30 protein-coding genes are annotated in these 16,420 nt (G+C 38.6%); all 30 read left to right on the top strand.

Going from position 1 to position 16,420, the window contains the following annotated elements; translation table 11 throughout:
- Positions 1-47: 47 nt before the first annotated feature.
- The 30 genes from fusA to rplQ all read left to right on the top strand — a co-directional run bounded on the left by fusA (position 48) and on the right by rplQ (position 16,250).
- The gene (gene fusA, locus LfDm3_RS05230) at positions 48-2,156 is read left to right on the top strand and encodes an elongation factor G (protein WP_010022706.1); all 2,109 of its coding nucleotides are present in this window, start codon (positions 48-50) and stop codon (positions 2,154-2,156) included.
- Positions 2,157-2,417: 261 nt separating this feature from the next.
- Positions 2,418-2,726 (top strand): 30S ribosomal protein S10, encoded by a 309-nt coding sequence (gene rpsJ / locus LfDm3_RS05225; RefSeq protein WP_010022707.1) that lies wholly within the window; start codon positions 2,418-2,420, stop codon positions 2,724-2,726.
- Positions 2,727-2,753: 27 nt separating this feature from the next.
- On the top strand, positions 2,754-3,389 hold the full coding sequence (gene rplC / locus LfDm3_RS05220; RefSeq protein WP_010022708.1) for a 50S ribosomal protein L3: 636 nt from the start codon (positions 2,754-2,756) through the stop codon (positions 3,387-3,389).
- Positions 3,390-3,406: 17 nt separating this feature from the next.
- Positions 3,407-4,030, top strand: a complete 624-nt coding sequence (gene rplD, locus LfDm3_RS05215) for a 50S ribosomal protein L4 (protein WP_039144784.1) — start codon at positions 3,407-3,409, stop codon at positions 4,028-4,030.
- Positions 4,030-4,317, top strand: coding sequence for a 50S ribosomal protein L23 (rplW, locus tag LfDm3_RS05210; protein WP_010022712.1), 288 nt, complete (start codon positions 4,030-4,032; stop codon positions 4,315-4,317). The genes rplD and rplW overlap by 1 nt, the downstream gene beginning before the upstream one ends.
- 23 nt (positions 4,318-4,340) lie before the next feature.
- On the top strand, positions 4,341-5,180 hold the full coding sequence (gene rplB / locus LfDm3_RS05205; RefSeq protein WP_039144783.1) for a 50S ribosomal protein L2: 840 nt from the start codon (positions 4,341-4,343) through the stop codon (positions 5,178-5,180).
- Between the two features lie 44 nt (positions 5,181-5,224).
- On the top strand, positions 5,225-5,506 hold the full coding sequence (gene rpsS / locus LfDm3_RS05200) for a 30S ribosomal protein S19 (RefSeq protein ID WP_010022714.1): 282 nt from the start codon (positions 5,225-5,227) through the stop codon (positions 5,504-5,506).
- A gap of 16 nt (positions 5,507-5,522) precedes the next feature.
- Positions 5,523-5,873 (top strand): 50S ribosomal protein L22, encoded by a 351-nt coding sequence (rplV, locus tag LfDm3_RS05195; protein WP_010022715.1) that lies wholly within the window; start codon positions 5,523-5,525, stop codon positions 5,871-5,873.
- Between the two features lie 11 nt (positions 5,874-5,884).
- Entirely contained in the window at positions 5,885-6,550 is a 666-nt protein-coding gene (gene rpsC, locus LfDm3_RS05190) for a 30S ribosomal protein S3 (protein ID WP_010022717.1), read from the top strand.
- A gap of 2 nt (positions 6,551-6,552) precedes the next feature.
- Positions 6,553-6,987: a 50S ribosomal protein L16 gene (gene rplP / locus LfDm3_RS05185; protein ID WP_010022718.1), complete on the top strand. Its 435-nt coding sequence runs from the start codon at positions 6,553-6,555 to the stop codon at positions 6,985-6,987.
- Positions 6,977-7,171: a 50S ribosomal protein L29 gene (rpmC, locus tag LfDm3_RS05180; protein ID WP_010022719.1), complete on the top strand. Its 195-nt coding sequence runs from the start codon at positions 6,977-6,979 to the stop codon at positions 7,169-7,171. Before rplP ends, rpmC begins: the two co-directional genes overlap by 11 nt.
- Before the next feature lie 29 nt (positions 7,172-7,200).
- Positions 7,201-7,467 carry a 30S ribosomal protein S17 gene (gene rpsQ, locus LfDm3_RS05175; protein WP_039144781.1) on the top strand — a complete coding sequence of 89 codons (267 nt, stop codon included), beginning with the start codon at positions 7,201-7,203 and terminating at the stop codon, positions 7,465-7,467.
- 50 nt (positions 7,468-7,517) lie between these two features.
- Positions 7,518-7,886 carry a 50S ribosomal protein L14 gene (gene rplN, locus LfDm3_RS05170; RefSeq protein ID WP_039144780.1) on the top strand — a complete coding sequence of 123 codons (369 nt, stop codon included), beginning with the start codon at positions 7,518-7,520 and terminating at the stop codon, positions 7,884-7,886.
- Between the two features lie 31 nt (positions 7,887-7,917).
- Positions 7,918-8,226 (top strand): 50S ribosomal protein L24, encoded by a 309-nt coding sequence (gene rplX, locus LfDm3_RS05165; protein ID WP_010022722.1) that lies wholly within the window; start codon positions 7,918-7,920, stop codon positions 8,224-8,226.
- A gap of 30 nt (positions 8,227-8,256) precedes the next feature.
- On the top strand, positions 8,257-8,799 hold the full coding sequence (rplE, locus tag LfDm3_RS05160; RefSeq protein WP_039144777.1) for a 50S ribosomal protein L5: 543 nt from the start codon (positions 8,257-8,259) through the stop codon (positions 8,797-8,799).
- An 11-nt stretch (positions 8,800-8,810) separates the two neighbouring features.
- Positions 8,811-8,996, top strand: coding sequence for a type Z 30S ribosomal protein S14 (locus LfDm3_RS05155; RefSeq protein WP_010022727.1), 186 nt, complete (start codon positions 8,811-8,813; stop codon positions 8,994-8,996).
- Positions 8,997-9,028: 32 nt separating this feature from the next.
- Positions 9,029-9,427 (top strand): 30S ribosomal protein S8, encoded by a 399-nt coding sequence (gene rpsH / locus LfDm3_RS05150; RefSeq protein ID WP_010022729.1) that lies wholly within the window; start codon positions 9,029-9,031, stop codon positions 9,425-9,427.
- 28 nt (positions 9,428-9,455) lie between these two features.
- Entirely contained in the window at positions 9,456-9,995 is a 540-nt protein-coding gene (rplF, locus tag LfDm3_RS05145; protein WP_010022731.1) for a 50S ribosomal protein L6, read from the top strand.
- Positions 9,996-10,027: 32 nt separating this feature from the next.
- Positions 10,028-10,384, top strand: coding sequence for a 50S ribosomal protein L18 (gene rplR, locus LfDm3_RS05140; RefSeq protein WP_010022733.1), 357 nt, complete (start codon positions 10,028-10,030; stop codon positions 10,382-10,384).
- Between the two features lie 21 nt (positions 10,385-10,405).
- Complete coding sequence (gene rpsE / locus LfDm3_RS05135; RefSeq protein WP_039144772.1) at positions 10,406-10,909, top strand: 30S ribosomal protein S5; 504 nt, start codon at positions 10,406-10,408, stop codon at positions 10,907-10,909.
- 17 nt (positions 10,910-10,926) lie between these two features.
- Entirely contained in the window at positions 10,927-11,109 is a 183-nt protein-coding gene (rpmD, locus tag LfDm3_RS05130; protein WP_010022736.1) for a 50S ribosomal protein L30, read from the top strand.
- 31 nt (positions 11,110-11,140) lie between these two features.
- Positions 11,141-11,572 (top strand): 50S ribosomal protein L15, encoded by a 432-nt coding sequence (gene rplO / locus LfDm3_RS05125; RefSeq protein WP_010022738.1) that lies wholly within the window; start codon positions 11,141-11,143, stop codon positions 11,570-11,572.
- Positions 11,572-12,888, top strand: a complete 1,317-nt coding sequence (gene secY / locus LfDm3_RS05120; protein ID WP_039144768.1) for a preprotein translocase subunit SecY — start codon at positions 11,572-11,574, stop codon at positions 12,886-12,888. Before rplO ends, secY begins: the two co-directional genes overlap by 1 nt.
- 13 nt (positions 12,889-12,901) lie before the next feature.
- Positions 12,902-13,561: an adenylate kinase gene (locus tag LfDm3_RS05115; protein WP_039144765.1), complete on the top strand. Its 660-nt coding sequence runs from the start codon at positions 12,902-12,904 to the stop codon at positions 13,559-13,561.
- 105 nt (positions 13,562-13,666) lie between these two features.
- Complete coding sequence (gene infA, locus LfDm3_RS05110) at positions 13,667-13,885, top strand: translation initiation factor IF-1 (protein WP_010022742.1); 219 nt, start codon at positions 13,667-13,669, stop codon at positions 13,883-13,885.
- 25 nt (positions 13,886-13,910) lie between these two features.
- Complete coding sequence (gene rpmJ / locus LfDm3_RS05105; RefSeq protein ID WP_010022743.1) at positions 13,911-14,030, top strand: 50S ribosomal protein L36; 120 nt, start codon at positions 13,911-13,913, stop codon at positions 14,028-14,030.
- A gap of 29 nt (positions 14,031-14,059) precedes the next feature.
- The gene (rpsM, locus tag LfDm3_RS05100) at positions 14,060-14,422 is read left to right on the top strand and encodes a 30S ribosomal protein S13 (RefSeq protein ID WP_010022744.1); all 363 of its coding nucleotides are present in this window, start codon (positions 14,060-14,062) and stop codon (positions 14,420-14,422) included.
- Between the two features lie 24 nt (positions 14,423-14,446).
- Positions 14,447-14,836, top strand: coding sequence for a 30S ribosomal protein S11 (gene rpsK / locus LfDm3_RS05095; RefSeq protein ID WP_010022745.1), 390 nt, complete (start codon positions 14,447-14,449; stop codon positions 14,834-14,836).
- Positions 14,837-14,897: 61 nt separating this feature from the next.
- Complete coding sequence (locus tag LfDm3_RS05090) at positions 14,898-15,848, top strand: DNA-directed RNA polymerase subunit alpha (protein ID WP_010022747.1); 951 nt, start codon at positions 14,898-14,900, stop codon at positions 15,846-15,848.
- 18 nt (positions 15,849-15,866) lie between these two features.
- Positions 15,867-16,250, top strand: coding sequence for a 50S ribosomal protein L17 (gene rplQ / locus LfDm3_RS05085; RefSeq protein WP_010022749.1), 384 nt, complete (start codon positions 15,867-15,869; stop codon positions 16,248-16,250).
- Positions 16,251-16,420: the final 170 nt, after the last annotated feature.

The following is a 16,420-nucleotide window of genomic DNA, read 5'->3' as shown; positions in this document are numbered from 1 at the left end:
ACTTTTTTAAAATAATGAAATTGTGAATGATTGAGAGGAGTTAAATAATGGCTAACAAGCGAGAATTCCCGTTAGACAAAACTCGTAATATTGGTATTGTTGCCCATATTGATGCCGGTAAGACTACTACTACTGAACGTATCTTGTACTATACCGGTCGTATCCACAAAATTGGTGAAACCCATGAAGGGGATTCACAAATGGACTGGATGGAAGAAGAAAAAGAACGTGGTATCACCATTACTTCAGCTGCTACTACTGCTGAATGGAAGGGATACCGTGTTAACATCATCGATACCCCAGGACACGTTGATTTCACTGCCGAAGTTGAACGTTCACTTCGTGTTCTAGATGGTGGAATTGTTGTTCTAGACGGTCAAGCTGGGGTTGAACCACAGACTGAAACCGTATGGCGTCAATCATCAGACTTTGCTGTTCCACGAATTGTTTTCATTAACAAGATGGATAAAGTGGGTGCTGATTTTGACATGTCAGTAAAGAGTTTGCACGATCGTTTAGGTGCTAACGCCCAAGCTGTTCAGATGCCAATTGGTGCTGAAGCAGATTTTACTGGTGTTATTGATTTAATTACCATGCAAGCATACGTCTATGACGAAGACAAAGAGGGATCAGAATGGGATGTTGATGAAATCCCTGCTGATATGCAAGAAGAGGCTCAAAAGCGTCATGATGCATTAATTGAGGCCGTTGCTGATGTTGATGATGACATCATGGAGAAATTCTTGGATGGAAAGGAAATCTCACAAGATGACCTTAAAGCCGGAATCCGTCGTGCAACCTTAAATCTTGACTTTTACCCTGTATTCGCTGGTTCTGCGTTCAAGAATAAGGGAGTTCAGATGTTGATGGATGGTGTTGTTGACTATCTTCCATCTCCACTTGATGTTCGTCCTTACACTGCTCTTGACCCAGATGATGACGACAAGAAGGTTGAAATTCGTGCTAATGATAAAGAACCATTTGCTTCACTAGCATTTAAGATTGCTACCGATCCATACGTTGGTCGTTTGACTTACATTCGTGTATATCGTGGTACTTTAAAGGCCGGTTCATACGTCTTGAATGCTACTAATGGTAAACGTGAACGTGTTGGTCGTCTTCTTCAAATGCATTCCAATAATCGTCAAGAAATTCCAGAAGTATTCTCAGGTGATATTGCTGCTGCAATTGGTTTGAAGAATACTACCACTGGTGATTCATTGACTGATCCAGATCATCCCTTACATCTTGAATCAATGGAATTCCCTGAACCAGTTATTCAGGTTGCTGTTGAACCAAAAACTAAGGCTGATCAAGATAAGATGAATGATGCTTTACAAAAGTTATCTGAAGAAGACCCAACCTTTAGAGCTGAAACTAATCCTGAAACTGGTCAAACTTTAATTGCCGGAATGGGTGAACTTCAGTTGAACATTTTGATTGAACGTATGAGACGTGAATTTAACGTTGAAGCTAACATCGGTGCTCCTCAAGTTGCTTATCGTGAAGCCTTTACTAAACCAGTTAAAGCTGAAGGTAAGTTCATTCGTCAGTCTGGTGGTAAAGGTCAATATGGTGATGTTTGGATTGAATTTACTCCAAACGACGAAGGAAAGGGATTCGAATTCGACGATGCCATCGTTGGTGGTGTTGTTCCTAGAGAATTCATTCCATCAGTTGAACAAGGTCTAAAAGAAGCCATGGAGAATGGTGTCCTTGCTGGATATCCATTGATTGATCTGAAGGCTAAGCTTTATGATGGTAGTTATCATGAAGTCGATTCAAGTGAAGCTGCATTTAAGATTGCTGCCTCAATTGCCTTGAGAGAAGCTGCTAAGAAAGCTGATCCAGTTATTCTTGAACCAATCATGAAAGTTGATATTCGTGTTCCAGAAGAATACATGGGTGATGTCATGGGACAAGTTACTGCTCGACGTGGAAACGTTGAGGGTATGGAAGCCCAGGATAAAGCACAAAATATCCATGCAATGGTTCCACTATCAGAAATGTTTGGTTATGCAACTGACTTGCGTTCTGCTTCTCAGGGACGTGGAACATTCGTAATGAGCTTTGATCACTACAGTGCTGTTCCTAAGAGCATTCAGGAAGACATCATTAAGAAAAATGGTGGCGACAACAAAAAGGAAGAAAAGTAATTTCTTTAAAAGTTCTAGAAATTTGAAATGGTTTCTAGAACTTTTTTTATTGCTAATATTCTGAGAACCCTTGAAAAGTCAAAGAATATCAGGTATGATAGTTAAGTACTTGGTTTTGGGGGATAGACTGCCCAAAATTGTACAATGTTTAGCTTTGATGTGGGAGGTTGCGACACACCCGGCCGCTTTGCCATGCGAGGATGTGCCGGTAATTTCCACGGAGCTAGTCTTATTTTGAAAATAGACGAAGGAGGGAAAAACATGGCAAAAGAAAAGATTCGTATTCGTTTGAAAGCTTATGAACACCGTATTTTAGATCAAGCTGCTGACAAGATTGTGGCAACTGCACAACGGACTGGTGCTACTATTTCTGGTCCAATTCCATTACCAACGGACAGAGCCCTATATACCGTATTAGCATCACCATTTAAGTACAGTAAAGCTCAAGAACAATTTGAAATGTTAACTCACAAGCGTTTAATTGATATTTTGAACCCAACACCTAAAACTGTTGATTCATTAATGAAATTAGACTTGCCAAGTGGTGTTGACATCGAGATCAAACTATAATAATTACAGAATATCGGAGGTGTACTCATGGCTAAAAAAGGAATCTTAGGTAAAAAAGTCGGAATGACTCAAGTTTTTACTGATAACGGTGAACTCGTTCCAGTTACTGTTGTTGATGTAACCCCTAACGTTGTTTTACAAGTTAAGAACAACAAATCAGATGGTTACGATGCAATTCAACTTGGATTCGATGACAAACGTCCAGTATTAAGCAATAAACCTGAACAAGGTCATGTTAAAAAAGCAAAAACTACTCCTAAGCGCTTCATTCGTGAAATCAGAGATGTTGACTTGGGAGATTACAAAGTTGGAGACAAAGTTAAAGCTGATGTATTTCAACCAGGTGACGTCGTTGATGTAACGGGTACTACTAAAGGTCATGGTTACCAAGGTAACATCCATAAAAACGGACAACGTCGTGGACCTGAAACCCACGGATCAAGATATCACCGTCGTCCCGGTTCATTAGGTGTCATCATTAACCGAGTTGTTAAGGGTATGAAATTACCAGGACGAATGGGTAACAATCGAGTTACCATTCAAAATCTTGAAGTTGTTAATGCAGACGTTGATAACAACGTATTGTTAATCAAGGGAAATGTTCCTGGTGCAAACAAATCATTAGTAACAGTTAGAACATCAGTTATTGAATCAAGAAAATAAGAAAGGAGGAACCGTAGATGGCAAGCGTAACATTATACAAACAAGACGGTAGTAAACAAGGAACGGTTGATTTAAACGATGCTGTTTTTGCCGTTGAACCAAATGAAAACGTTGTTTACGACACTGTCGTAATGCAAAGAGCATCACAACGCCAAGGTACTAATGGTGTTAAATCCAGAGGTAAAGTGCGTGGTGGTGGTAAGAAACCATGGCGTCAAAAGGGTACTGGCCGTGCTCGTCAAGGTTCCATTCGTGCCCCACAATGGGTTGGCGGTGGAGTTGTCTTCGGACCAACCACTCGTTCATACGCATATCACCTTCCAAAGAAGGTTACTAGATTAGCTGTTAAATCAGTTCTTTCTGAAAAAGTTGCAAATGATGATTTAGTAGTAGTTGATTCATTAGACTACAAGGCTCCAAAGACTAAGGATTTATCAGATCTTTTAAAGAAACTGGACGCATCAACTAAGACACTAGTAGTTTTGGAAGATAACAATGAAAACGCCGCACGTTCCGCAAGAAATATTGAGAATGTACGAGTTATTAATGCCAAGAGTGTTAATACACTTGATGTGTTAAACAGTAATAAGGTTGTTATTACAAAAGCTGCTCTTTCTCAAGTAGAGGAGGTGCTCGCATAATGGAAGCACGAGATATCATTTTACGTCCGGTAGTTACTGAAGCTTCAACCGATGTAATGGACGACAAAAAATATACTTTTGATGTTGATGTACGAGCAACTAAGACTCAAGTTAAAAATGCTGTTGAAGAGATTTTTAACGTTAAAGTTGTTAAAGTTAATATTATGAATGTAAAAGGTAAGAAAAAGCGACAAGGACAATATGTAGGACGCACAAAGAAGCGTCGTAAGGCTATTGTTACTTTGTCCGATGATTCTGATGAAATTAAGATTTTCTCAGAAGAATAATCTTTGAATAGGAGGGAAATAACGTGGCTCTAAAAAAGTACAAACCAACTACTAATGGCCGTCGTAATATGACTAGTATTGACTATAGTGAAATTACTACCAACGTGCCAGAAAAAAGTTTAATTGAGTCAAATGCTCATAGCGGTGGTCGTAATAGCCAAGGTAAAATGACTGTTCGACATCGTGGTGGTGGAAACAAACATCGTTATCGTTTAATTGATTTTAAGCGTGATCACGATGGCGTTCCTGCAACCGTTAAGACCATTGAATATGATCCAAACAGAACCGCAAACATTGCCTTAATCGTTTATGAAGACGGAGTTAAATCATATATCATTGCGCCTAAGGGATTGAAAGTTGGAGATGTTGTTGAATCTGGTAAGGATGCTGATATTAAGGCTGGTAACACTCTTAGATTAGCTGATATTCCTGTTGGTTCAACTATCTTTAATATCGAATTAAAGCCTGGTAAGGGTGGACAACTTGTTCGTTCTGCTGGGGCTTCAGCACAATTACTTGGAAACGAAGGAAAGTATGCATTAGTTAAATTGCCATCTGGCGAAGTTAGAATGGTACTTTCAGTTTGCCGTGCTACTGTTGGTAGTGTTGGTAATGATGAACATGGATTAGTTGTTTGGGGTAAAGCTGGTAGAACTCGTTACCGTGGTCAAAGACCTCACGTACGTGGATCTGTTATGAACCCTAACGATCACCCACATGGTGGTGGTGAAGGTAAAGCTCCAGTTGGTTACCCAAGTCCATTGTCTCCATGGCATAAGAAGACAACTGGTAAGAAGACTAGATCAAAGAAAGCACGTTCAAACAAGTTTATTGTTCGTCACCGTAAAGGTTCAAAGATGTAGTCTGAATCATTTATTTATTGAGTAATCGCAGAGGAGGTTTCATAATGAGTCGAAGTTTAAAAAAGGGACCTTTTGCCGATCAATCACTATTAAAGAAGATCGATGCACAAAAAGATCAAGATAAAAAATCGGTAATTAAAACATGGTCACGTCGTTCAACCATTTTCCCAAGCTTTATTGGATACACCATTGCTGTTTACAATGGTAGAAAACATGTCCCAGTTTACATTCAAGAAGACATGGTGGGCCACAAGCTCGGAGAATTCGTACCTACTCGTACATTCCATGGACATGGAAATGGCGACGCAGATAAAAAGACAGTTTAAGCAAGGAGGATAACCAATGGCTGAACAACAAGTTACATCAGCAAAAGCTACTGCAAAGACTGTTCGTATCGCCGCTCGTAAGGTTCGCCTTGTTGTAGATCTTATTAGAGGCAAAAGCGTATCAGAAGCTACTGCAATTTTAAAGTTCACCCCTAGAGGTGCTTCACCAGTTGTAGAAAAGGTTTTGATGTCAGCTGTAGCAAATGCAGAAAATAATTTTGATTTAGATCGTCAAGATCTAGTTGTTAGTGAAGCATATGTTAACGAAGGACCAACCTTAAAACGTTTCCGTCCCCGTGCTAAAGGTTCTGCTTCACCAATCAACAAAAGAACTAGTCACATTACAATTGTAGTGTCAGAAAAGTAGGAGGGATAAACGTGGGTCAAAAAATTAATCCAAATGGTTTACGAATTGGCGTTAACCGTGGTTGGCAAGCTAAATGGTATGCTAACGACGATAAGTTCGCTTCATACTTAAACGAAGATTTAAAAATTCGTAACTATCTAGCAAAGAGACTCGCTGATGCTTCTGTATCAAGTGTTGACATTGAACGTGCTGCAAAGCGTGTTAATGTTTCTATTCATACTGCAAAACCAGGAATGGTTATTGGTAAAGGTGGAGCAGAAGTTGAAAGTCTACGTAAAGAATTAAACAAGTTAACTGGCCGTCGTGTTCATGTTAATATTGTTGAAGTTAAAAAGCCCGACCTAGAAGCTGATCTTGTTGGTGAAAACGTAGCAAGACAACTTGAAGGTCGTGTAGCATTCCGTCGTGCAATGCGTCAGGCAATGCAAAGAGTTATGCGTTCTGGAGCAAAAGGTGTTAAAGTTCAATCTTCAGGTCGTTTAAATGGTGCTGATATGACACGAATCGAGAGATATTCAGATGGAAGTGTTCCACTTCATACTCTTAGAGCTGATATCGATTATTCATGGAATGAAGCAGATACTACTTACGGTAAAATCGGTGTTAAGACTTGGATCAACCGTGGTGAAGTTTTGCCCGATAAACCGGAGGAAAAAACTGAAAAAGGAGGGAAATAAGCATGCTAGTACCTAAACGTGTTAAGTTCAGGAGACAACACAGAGGTAAGTTGCGTGGTCATTCAAAAGGTGGAAATACTGTTACTTTTGGTGATTACGGTTTGCAAGCACTTGATTCACATTGGATCAGTAACAGACAAATCGAAGCTTGCCGTGTTGCCATGACTCGTTATATGAAACGTGGTGGAAAAGTTTGGATCAAAATTTTCCCTCAAAAATCATATACTGAAAAAGGTATCGGTGTTCGAATGGGTAAAGGTAAAGGTACCCCAGCAGGTTGGGTTTCAACTGTTAGACGCGGAAAAGTTCTTTTCGAAGTTGGCGGTGTTTCCAAAGAAACTGCTGAAGAAGCTTTACGTTTAGCATCCATGAAGTTGCCTGTTAGAACCCGAGTTATTAAACGTGAGGAAGTAGGTGGCGAATCAAATGAAGGCTAAAGAAATTAATGAATTAACCACTGATGAAATGCGTGCTAAGGAACAAGATTACAAGAAAGAATTGTTTAATCTTCGTTTTCAATTAGCCACTGGTCAATTAGAAAATACTGCTAGATTGAAGACTGTGCGAAAAACAATCGCTAGAATCAAGACGGCGTTAAGACAACAAGAATTAAAGAAATAGAATACGATAGAAAGGAAGGTTAACACTTTATGAGCGAAGAACGTAACGAACGTAAGAGTTACAGAGGCCGTGTTGTTTCAGACAAGATGGATAAAACCATTACAGTTGTTGTTGAAACTTACAAAACTCATCCAACTTACGGGAAACGTATTAAATATTCTAAGAAATATAAAGTTCAAGATGAAAATAACGAAGCAAAAGTTAACGATATTGTTGACATCATGGAAACTCGTCCATTGTCTAAGACTAAGCGCTTCCGTCTAGTAGACGTTGTTGAAAAGGCAGTTATTATCTAGCTTTTTTATCTATCGTATTCTGATTTTAAGTTGAAGGGAGGACACTAACCATGATCCAACAAGAGAGTCGTTTAAAGGTTGCTGACAACTCTGGAGCACGTGAACTTTTAACTATTAAAGTCCTAGGTGGTTCAAGAGTTAGATACGCAGGTATCGGTGATGTGATCGTTGCTACTGTTAAACAGGCAACACCAGGTGGCGTTGTCAAAAAAGGAGACGTCGTTAAGGCTGTTGTTGTTAGAACAAAGTCCGCTGCACACAGAACTGATGGTTCATATATCCGTTTTGATGAAAATGCCGCTGTTTTGATTAACGATGATAAGAGTCCTAAAGGTACCCGTATTTTCGGTCCGGTTGCTCGTGAATTACGTAGTAATAATTTTATGAAGATCGTTTCATTAGCGCCTGAAGTACTTTAATACTATTGGAAAACAAGGAGGTGCCAGGATTATGTTCTTGAAAACTGGTGACAAAGTTCGTGTTATTAGCGGTAAAGATAAGGGTAAAGACGGTAAAGTCGTTAAAACCATTGCTGCTAAGAACCGTGTAGTTGTTGAAGGAATCAACAAGATCAAGAAACATCAAAAGGCTTCACAAGACAATCCCCAAGGTGGAATTGCTGATGTAGATGCTCCAATCGATGCTTCAAATGTAATGCTAATTGATCCATCTACTAACGAACCTACTAAGGTAAGTTTTGAAGTTAAAGATGGCAAAAAAGTTCGTATTTCAAAAAAATCAAACAAACCAATCGATTAGGATTGGAATTGAAAGGAGGAAATTAATCGCATGGCAGCTCGCTTAGAAGAAAGATACAAAGAAGATATTCTCCCAGCACTTGTTAAGAAGTTTGACTATTCGTCAGTAATGGAAGCACCAAAGCTTGACAAAATTGTTTTAAACATGGGTGTTGGTGATGCTGTAACAAATTCTAAAAACCTTGATGAGGCAGTTCAAGAATTAAGTTTAATTTCTGGACAAAAGCCTATTGTAACTAAAGCTAAAAAATCAATTGCCGGTTTCCGTCTTAGAGAAGGAATGCCAATTGGTGCCAAAGTTACATTAAGAGGAGAAAGAATGTACGATTTCTTGGATAAGTTAGTTAATGTTTCATTGCCACGTGTTCGAGATTTCCACGGTGTAAGCAACAAATCATTTGATGGTCGTGGAAATTACACATTGGGTATCAAAGAACAACTAATTTTCCCAGAAATTAATTACGATGATGTTAACCGTGTTAGAGGTTTAGATATCGTACTTGTAACAACCGCTAATACGGATGAAGAATCACATGAATTGTTAGCTCAATTCGGAATGCCATTCGCTAAATAGGAGGTTTAATATTGGCTAAAAAATCATTAATTAAAAAAAGTGAACGTCCAGCTAAGTTCTCAACTCAGAACTACACTCGTTGTGAACGTTGTGGTCGACCTCGTGCGGTTTACCAAAAGTTTCACTTATGCCGAATTTGCTTGAGACAACTTGCCCACAAGGGTCAAATTCCTGGTATGAAGAAAGCTAGTTGGTAAAATAATAAAACTGAAAAGGAGGTTTCACGTTTATGTCCATGACAGATCCAATTGCAGACTTTTTAACTCGAATTCGTAACGCCAATATGGCTAGACACGATTCAGTTGACGTTCCTGCATCAAAAATCAAAAGAAACATTGCTGAAATTTTGAAGCGTGAAGGCTTTGTACGCGATGTTGAATACATCGATGACGATAAACAAGGTGTTATCCGTGTATACCTTAAATATGGAAAAGACAATCAACGTGTTATTACTGGTTTAAAGAGAATTTCAAAGCCAGGATTACGTTCATATGTTAAATCAGATGATGTTCCTAAAGTTTTAAATGGTTTAGGAATTGCAATCATCTCAACTTCAGATGGTGTTATTACTGATAAAGAAGCCCGCGACAAAAAAGTCGGTGGCGAAGTATTAGCATACGTTTGGTAAAAATTAAAAAAGAATTGGAGGTGTTAATATGAGTAGAATTGGTTATAAAACTGTTGATCTTCCAGACGGCGTTGAAGTAAGTCACAGAGGTACTAACGTAACTGTTAAAGGACCAAAGGGAACACTTACTGCCACATTTGCACCAGAAATCAAGATGCAAGTTAAGGGTAATGAAGTAAACTTCACCCCAACTGGCAAGTATGACAATAAAGAACGTGCCTTACATGGTACAACCCGTGCTAACTTCAACAACATGGTTGAAGGAGTTATGAATGGTTTTCATAAGACCCTTAAATTAGTTGGAGTTGGATATCGTGCCCAATTAAAGGGTAATACTTTGACTTTAAACGTTGGTTACTCAAATCCTGTTGAAGTTCAAGTTCCTGAAGATCTCACTGTAGCTGTTCCTGATAACACTACTATTAACATTAGTGGAATCAACAAGCAACATGTTGGTGACTTCGCTGCCGAAGTTCGTTCATACCGTTCACCAGAACCATATAAAGGTAAGGGAATTAGATATGAAAATGAACACATTACCCTCAAGGAAGGTAAGACTGGTAAGTAGTTTAACAATATAAAAAATAAGAGGTGACTATTTTGATTTCCAAACCAGACAAGAATAAAACACGTAAGATTCGTCATAATCGTGTTAGAAGTAAAATTTCTGGTACTGCTGAGTGCCCACGTTTGAACGTTTTCCGTTCTAATAAAAACATTTACGCTCAAGTTATTGATGATGTAAAGGGTGTAACGCTAGCTAGTGCCTCAACTGTTGACAAGGAAGTTTCCGGAAACAATAAATCAGAACAAGCCGCAAGCGTTGGCGCTTTACTCGCTAAACGTGCAGTTGAAAAAAATGTTAAAAATGTTGTTTTTGATCGTGGTGGATACTTATATCACGGACGTGTACAAGCCCTTGCAGATGCAGCACGTGAAAATGGACTTGAATTTTAAAAAAGGAGGAATATAACGCACATGGCAAAGTTTATTAATCCAGACAAACTGGACTTAGAAGATAACGTTGTTGCTATCAACCGGATCACTAAGGTTGTTAAGGGTGGTCGTCGACTACGCTTTGCTGCATTAGTTGTTGTTGGTGACAAAAATGGCCACGTTGGCTTTGGTACTGGTAAAGCTCAAGAAGTTCCTGAAGCGATCAGAAAAGCCGTTGATAGTGCCCAAAAGAACTTGATTGAAGTCCCAATTGTTGGAACTACTATCCCTCACGAAGTTATCGGTCGTTATGGCGGTGGAAAGATCATGTTGAAGCCTGCTGAAGAAGGTTCTGGAGTTGCTGCTGGTGGTGCTGTTCGATCAGTTATGGAATTAGCTGGTGTGAATGATGTTACTAGTAAGCGTTTAGGCTCTGATACACCTGTTAACGTAATTCGTGCAACTTTTGAAGGTCTTAAAGATCTTAAGGATGCTGAAGAAATTTCATCATTACGTGGTGTATCATCAGATCACTTAGCTGAATAATAAGGAGGGGTTAGAAGATGGCTCAATTAAAGATTACTTTAGTTCATAGTGCTGCTCACCGTCTCCCTAAACAACGTAAGATTGTTAAGGCCCTTGGATTGGGACGAGTAAATAGTAGTGTTATTAAACCTGACAATGAAGCAACTCGTGGAGCTCTATTCAAGATTGCTCATTTAATCAAGGTTGAACAAATCGATTAATATTCTTTAAAAGATAAGGAGGTGCAACTCAATGAAGTTAAATGAATTAAAAGCTGCTAAGGGTTCACGTTCATCAAGAACTCGTTTAGGTCGTGGACTTGGTAGTAAAGGTAAGACTTCAGGTCGTGGCCAAAAAGGCCAAAAAGCTCGTGGAAAGACACGGATTGGTTTTGAAGGTGGCCAAATGCCTTTATACCGTCAAATTCCAAAACGTGGATTTACCAACTTCAACAGAAAAGTATTAGCTATTGTTAACTTGGCTGATTTAGATAATTTTGATGATGGCTCAGAAGTAACTCCAGATGTTTTGATTCAAGCTGGAATGATCAAAGGCTCAAACGATGGCGTTAAAGTTCTTGCAGATGGCAAGCTAACTAAGAAGCTCACTGTTAAAGCTAACAAATTCTCAAAGAGTGCTGAAAAAGCAATTGAAGATGCCGGCGGTAAAGCTGAGGTGATTTAATGTTCACTACCTTAAAGAATGCGTTTGAAGAAAAAGATATTAGAAAAAGGATTTTATTTACCCTTTTTGTATTGGCAGTCTTTCGTTTAGGTGCATATATTACGGTACCTGGAATCAATGCCGAAGCTCTACAAAGCGTAGCATCTTCGGGTTTAGTTAATGTATTAAATATGTTTAGTGGTGGTGGATTAACTAATTATTCATTGTTTGCAATGGGTGTTTCTCCATACATTACTGCACAAATTGTTGTTCAGTTACTTCAAATGGATATTGTTCCTCGATTCGTTGAATGGGGGAAGCAAGGTGAAGTTGGAAGACAAAAACTGGATCAAGTAACTAGATGGTTGACGATTGTATTAGCTTTCGTTCAATCAATTGGTATTACTGCTGGATTTAACGCATTAAGTAGTTTGCACTTGGTTAAAAACCCAGGAATGGGGACCTACATTAGTATTGGTTTGATCTTAACCGGTGGAACAATGCTTACTACTTGGATGGGTGATATGATTACTGATAAAGGAATTGGTCAAGGAGTTTCCATGATCATCTTTGCCGGAATTGTTGCCGAAATGCCAACTGGGATCATGAGTGTTTATCGTCAATATGTCGAAGGCACCCCAATGAATCAAATGTGGAAACCAGCCTTGTTTATCATTGCGTTGATCATTGTAATTTTAATCATCGTGACCTTTGTTACTTGGGTACAGCAAGCTGAACGTAGGATTCCAATTCAATATACTAGAAGAACATCAGGTTCGCCTGACAGCAGTTACCTTCCTTTGAAGGTTAATGTTGCTGGAGTTATTCCAGTTATTTTCGCAAGTGCATTTATTTCCACTCCTCAAACGATTTTGATGTTTTTCACCAAAAACTTTCAGGGAGCTGGTTGGTATGAATTTCTAAGTAAGTTGTTTAATATGCAAACTCCACTTGGAGCGGCATTTTACACTTTCTTAATTGTTGTATTTACTTTCTTCTATGCGTTTGTTCAAGTTAACCCACAAAAATTATCAGAGAATTTGCAAAAGCAGGGTAGCTATATCCCAGGTGTATGGCCTGGCCATGAAACGCAGTTGTACATCTCTCGTTTACTTATGAGACTAAGTACTGTCGGTGCTTTGTTTTTAGGAATCGTTTCTTTAATTCCGTTAGTTGCCCAAAACGTATGGAATCTAAATCAATCCATTGGATTAGGTGGTACAAATCTGTTGATTATTGTTGGAGTGGCAATTGAAACCATTCAACAAATTCGAGGTTTAATGATGAGAAAAGAGTACGTTGGATTTATTCAAAGCACTCCAGATGACAACAAGTAGTGGAGGAATTTAAATGTCAATGAATTTATTATTAATGGGTCTCCCAGGAGCCGGAAAAGGTACTCAAGCTGAATTCATTGTTCAAAAATATGGCATCCCACATATTTCAACTGGGGACATATTTCGAGCAGCAATGAAAAATAAAACCCCCATGGGTGTAAAAGCTCAACAGTATATCGATAAGGGAGAACTTGTTCCTGATGATGTTACCTGTGGGATTGTTGAGGATCGTCTCAAACAGCCTGACACAGACAAAGGATATTTGTTAGACGGTTTTCCTAGAAACATTGATCAGGCTAAAAGTCTGGAAGATATGACTAGGAAAATGGGCAAAGAGTTAGATGCAGTTATTAACATTGAGGTTGACCCTAAGGTCTTAGTTGATCGTTTATCGGGTCGGTTCATCTGTAAAAACTGTGGCGCAACTTATCATAAATTATATAAGAAGCCTATAGTTGATGGTACTTGTGATGTTTGCGGTGCTCATGTGTTTTACCAAAGAAGTGATGATAAACCTGAAACTGTTAAAAATCGTCTAAAAGTTAATGAGAAGAGTAATGCTCCTCTAATTGATTTTTATAAAGATCGCGGTATTTTACATTCAGTTGACGGTGATCGGGACATTGCAGACGTTAGTAAAGACATTGATAAAATTCTTAGCAACTTAAATTAGCAAACTGTCGTTTAATTGCTGGAATAGCAGTAATGTGGTATATTATAGTTTGTATGTCTATTTGTAAGTAATACTTACGAGTTTAGTAATTTTGGAGGATTATTCGTGTCTAAAAATAATGTAATTGAAGTTGAGGGTAAAGTTTCTGAAACTTTACCTAATGCAATGTTTAAGGTCGAGCTTGAAAATGGTCATGAAATTTTGGCACACGTTTCTGGTAAGATCAGAATGCATTACATTCGTATCCTGCCAGGAGATCGTGTAACCGTTGAAATGTCACCGTATGATTTAACAAAGGGTCGAATTACTTATCGATTTAAGTAAGCCCTTCATATAGGAGGTTATTAAAATGAAAGTACGTCCATCAGTAAAAAAAATGTGTGAACATTGTAAGATTATTAAGAGAAAAGGCCGTGTGATGGTGGTTTGCCCTGTAAACCCTAAGCACAAGCAAAGACAAGGAAAATAATTAAATTAGAATTATAGGAGGTGGATTTAATGGCTCGTATTGCCGGAGTTGATTTACCACGTGATAAGCGAATCGTTATTGCTTTAACATACATTTATGGTGTTGGAAACACAACTGCTCAACAAGTTTTGAAAAAAGCTGGAGTATCAGAAGACGTTCGTGTACGTGATTTAACACCTGATCAAGAAGATAAGATCAGAGAAGCTCTCGATGGTTACACAATCGAAGGTGACTTACGTAGAGAAGTTACTATGAGCATCAAGACTCTTCAAGAAATCGGTTCATATCGTGGAATGCGTCATCGTCGTGGTTTACCTGTTAGAGGTCAACATACGAAGAATAACGCACGTACAAGAAAAGGTAAGAAAACCACAATCACTGGTAAAAAATAATAAAGAAGGAGGCTATCAGTTTCTATGGCTAAAACTAAAAATACTCGTAAGCGTAAAGCAAGAAAAAACGTTGAGTCTGGTGTAGCACATATTCACTCAACTTTTAATAACACTTTGGTTATGATTACCGATGTTCAAGGAAATGCTATTGCATGGTCATCAGCTGGTGCATTAGGATTCCGTGGAAGTCGTAAATCTACTCCATTTGCTGCTCAAATGGCTGCTGAAGCAGCTGCTAAGACTGCAATGGAACATGGAATGAAATCAGTAGAAGTTGCTGTTAAAGGTCCTGGTTCAGGTCGTGAATCAGCTATTCGTGCTTTACAAAGTACTGGTTTGGAAGTTGCTGCAATTCGAGATGTAACTCCAGTTCCACATAATGGTTCTCGTCCTCCAAAACGTCGTAGAGTTTAATATTTAATGAACGTTAAAGTTTTAAATTACTCAATGCGTTTTGAAAGGGGTAGAGACTACAATGATTGAATTTGAAAAGCCAAACATTCACAAAATTGAAGAAACAGACAACTATGGTGAAATAGTTGTAGAACCACTCGAAAGAGGATATGGTACAACGCTTGGCAATTCACTGCGACGTGTTTTGTTAGCATCATTACCAGGTGCTGCGGTAACCAGTATTCAAATCGACGGTGTCCTACACGAATTTTCAACTGTAAAGGGTGTAGTTGAAGACGTTACTCAAATTATCTTGAATGTTAAAAAGATTAATTTGAAAATCAACTCAGATGACAATGAAACAAAGTCAATGAGTATTAATGTAACGGGACCAGCCGACGTAACCGCAGGTGATATTGTAACTGACAGTGATGTTGAAATTTTAAATCCTGACTTACACATTGCAACGGTTGCCGATGGAGCTACATTCCATATGAACATGACTGCCAATAAAGGTCGTGGCTATGTTTCTGCTGAAGAAAACAAAGCTAAAAACGATGGTATGCCAATTGGTGTTCTACCAGTTGATTCTATTTATACCCCAATCGAACGTGTTAATTATCAAGTAGAAGATGCACGTGTTGGTCAACGTGATGATTACGACAAGTTGACATTAGACGTTTGGACCAATGGTTCAATTACTCCTTCCGATGCAATTAGTTTGGCAGCTAAGATTTTAAATCAACATTTCCAATTGTTTATTGATTTAACTGACAGAGCCAAGAATGCAAACGTTATGGTTGAGAAGGAAGAAAGCCATAAGGAAAAAATGCTTGAAATGTCAATTGAAGAATTAGATCTTTCGGTTCGTTCATACAATTGTTTGAAACGTGCTGGAATCAATACTGTGCAAGAATTAACTGATAAGTCTGAAGCTGACATGATGAAGGTTAGAAATCTAGGCCGGAAGTCACTTGATGAAGTCAAAGAAAAACTAGCAGCATTAGGACTATCTTTACGTAAAGAAGACTAAAAAGGAGGATATCCGGTTATGAGTTATCGCAAACTACAACGTACGAGTGCTCAACGTCGTGCTTTACTTCGTAATTTAACCACTGACTTAATTGTTAAAGGTCAAATTAAAACAACAGAAGCTCGCGCTAAGGATGTTAGATCATTAGCCGACAAGATGGTTACCTTAGGTAAGAAGGGTGACTTGAACGCACGTCGTCAAGCTGCAGCTTACTTACAAAATACCATTGCTGATGTAAAGGAAGACGGCGATAGTATCAAAGTAACTAGTGCATTGCAAAAGTTGTTTGACGAAGTTGCACCTAAGTATGCTGACCGTAATGGTGGTTACACTCGCATTCTTAAGACAATGCCTCGTCGTGGTGACGGTGCACCAATGGTAATCTTACAATTTGTCGAATAATTTCGATATTTGATAAGAAATAATAATATTTCACTATAGGAATCACTAAGATTAAAGGTATAAAGTGTTATGATGATGGATTTTCCAAGTCTAGCTTGAATGTGGTTAATTCCATGCGCCTTAATCTTTTAGTGATTTTTTTATACATAATTTTAAACGGAGGGTTGCCA

Origin of the sequence: Fructilactobacillus fructivorans (assembly GCF_000814735.1) — a bacterium.
Classification (GTDB): domain Bacteria; phylum Bacillota; class Bacilli; order Lactobacillales; family Lactobacillaceae; genus Fructilactobacillus; species Fructilactobacillus fructivorans.
This window is presented reverse-complemented; position numbering and strand designations above follow the sequence as displayed.

What these genes read in the sequence shown, in the direction of transcription:
- fusA (WP_010022706.1), top strand. Translation starts at nt 48, where the DNA reads ATGGCTAACAAGCGAGAATTCCCGTTAGACAAAACTCGTAATATTGGT.
- rpsJ (WP_010022707.1), top strand. Translation starts at nt 2,418, where the DNA reads ATGGCAAAAGAAAAGATTCGTATTCGTTTGAAAGCTTATGAACACCGT.
- rplC (WP_010022708.1), top strand. Translation starts at nt 2,754, where the DNA reads ATGGCTAAAAAAGGAATCTTAGGTAAAAAAGTCGGAATGACTCAAGTT.
- rplD (WP_039144784.1), top strand. Translation starts at nt 3,407, where the DNA reads ATGGCAAGCGTAACATTATACAAACAAGACGGTAGTAAACAAGGAACG.
- rplW (WP_010022712.1), top strand. Translation starts at nt 4,030, where the DNA reads ATGGAAGCACGAGATATCATTTTACGTCCGGTAGTTACTGAAGCTTCA.
- rpsS (WP_010022714.1), top strand. Translation starts at nt 5,225, where the DNA reads ATGAGTCGAAGTTTAAAAAAGGGACCTTTTGCCGATCAATCACTATTA.
- rplV (WP_010022715.1), top strand. Translation starts at nt 5,523, where the DNA reads ATGGCTGAACAACAAGTTACATCAGCAAAAGCTACTGCAAAGACTGTT.
- rplP (WP_010022718.1), top strand. Translation starts at nt 6,553, where the DNA reads ATGCTAGTACCTAAACGTGTTAAGTTCAGGAGACAACACAGAGGTAAG.
- rpmC (WP_010022719.1), top strand. Translation starts at nt 6,977, where the DNA reads ATGAAGGCTAAAGAAATTAATGAATTAACCACTGATGAAATGCGTGCT.
- rpsQ (WP_039144781.1), top strand. Translation starts at nt 7,201, where the DNA reads ATGAGCGAAGAACGTAACGAACGTAAGAGTTACAGAGGCCGTGTTGTT.
- rplN (WP_039144780.1), top strand. Translation starts at nt 7,518, where the DNA reads ATGATCCAACAAGAGAGTCGTTTAAAGGTTGCTGACAACTCTGGAGCA.
- rplX (WP_010022722.1), top strand. Translation starts at nt 7,918, where the DNA reads ATGTTCTTGAAAACTGGTGACAAAGTTCGTGTTATTAGCGGTAAAGAT.
- rplE (WP_039144777.1), top strand. Translation starts at nt 8,257, where the DNA reads ATGGCAGCTCGCTTAGAAGAAAGATACAAAGAAGATATTCTCCCAGCA.
- rpsH (WP_010022729.1), top strand. Translation starts at nt 9,029, where the DNA reads ATGTCCATGACAGATCCAATTGCAGACTTTTTAACTCGAATTCGTAAC.
- rplF (WP_010022731.1), top strand. Translation starts at nt 9,456, where the DNA reads ATGAGTAGAATTGGTTATAAAACTGTTGATCTTCCAGACGGCGTTGAA.
- rpsE (WP_039144772.1), top strand. Translation starts at nt 10,406, where the DNA reads ATGGCAAAGTTTATTAATCCAGACAAACTGGACTTAGAAGATAACGTT.
- rpmD (WP_010022736.1), top strand. Translation starts at nt 10,927, where the DNA reads ATGGCTCAATTAAAGATTACTTTAGTTCATAGTGCTGCTCACCGTCTC.
- rplO (WP_010022738.1), top strand. Translation starts at nt 11,141, where the DNA reads ATGAAGTTAAATGAATTAAAAGCTGCTAAGGGTTCACGTTCATCAAGA.
- secY (WP_039144768.1), top strand. Translation starts at nt 11,572, where the DNA reads ATGTTCACTACCTTAAAGAATGCGTTTGAAGAAAAAGATATTAGAAAA.
- LfDm3_RS05115 (WP_039144765.1), top strand. Translation starts at nt 12,902, where the DNA reads ATGTCAATGAATTTATTATTAATGGGTCTCCCAGGAGCCGGAAAAGGT.
- rpmJ (WP_010022743.1), top strand. Translation starts at nt 13,911, where the DNA reads ATGAAAGTACGTCCATCAGTAAAAAAAATGTGTGAACATTGTAAGATT.
- rpsM (WP_010022744.1), top strand. Translation starts at nt 14,060, where the DNA reads ATGGCTCGTATTGCCGGAGTTGATTTACCACGTGATAAGCGAATCGTT.
- rpsK (WP_010022745.1), top strand. Translation starts at nt 14,447, where the DNA reads ATGGCTAAAACTAAAAATACTCGTAAGCGTAAAGCAAGAAAAAACGTT.
- LfDm3_RS05090 (WP_010022747.1), top strand. Translation starts at nt 14,898, where the DNA reads ATGATTGAATTTGAAAAGCCAAACATTCACAAAATTGAAGAAACAGAC.
- rplQ (WP_010022749.1), top strand. Translation starts at nt 15,867, where the DNA reads ATGAGTTATCGCAAACTACAACGTACGAGTGCTCAACGTCGTGCTTTA.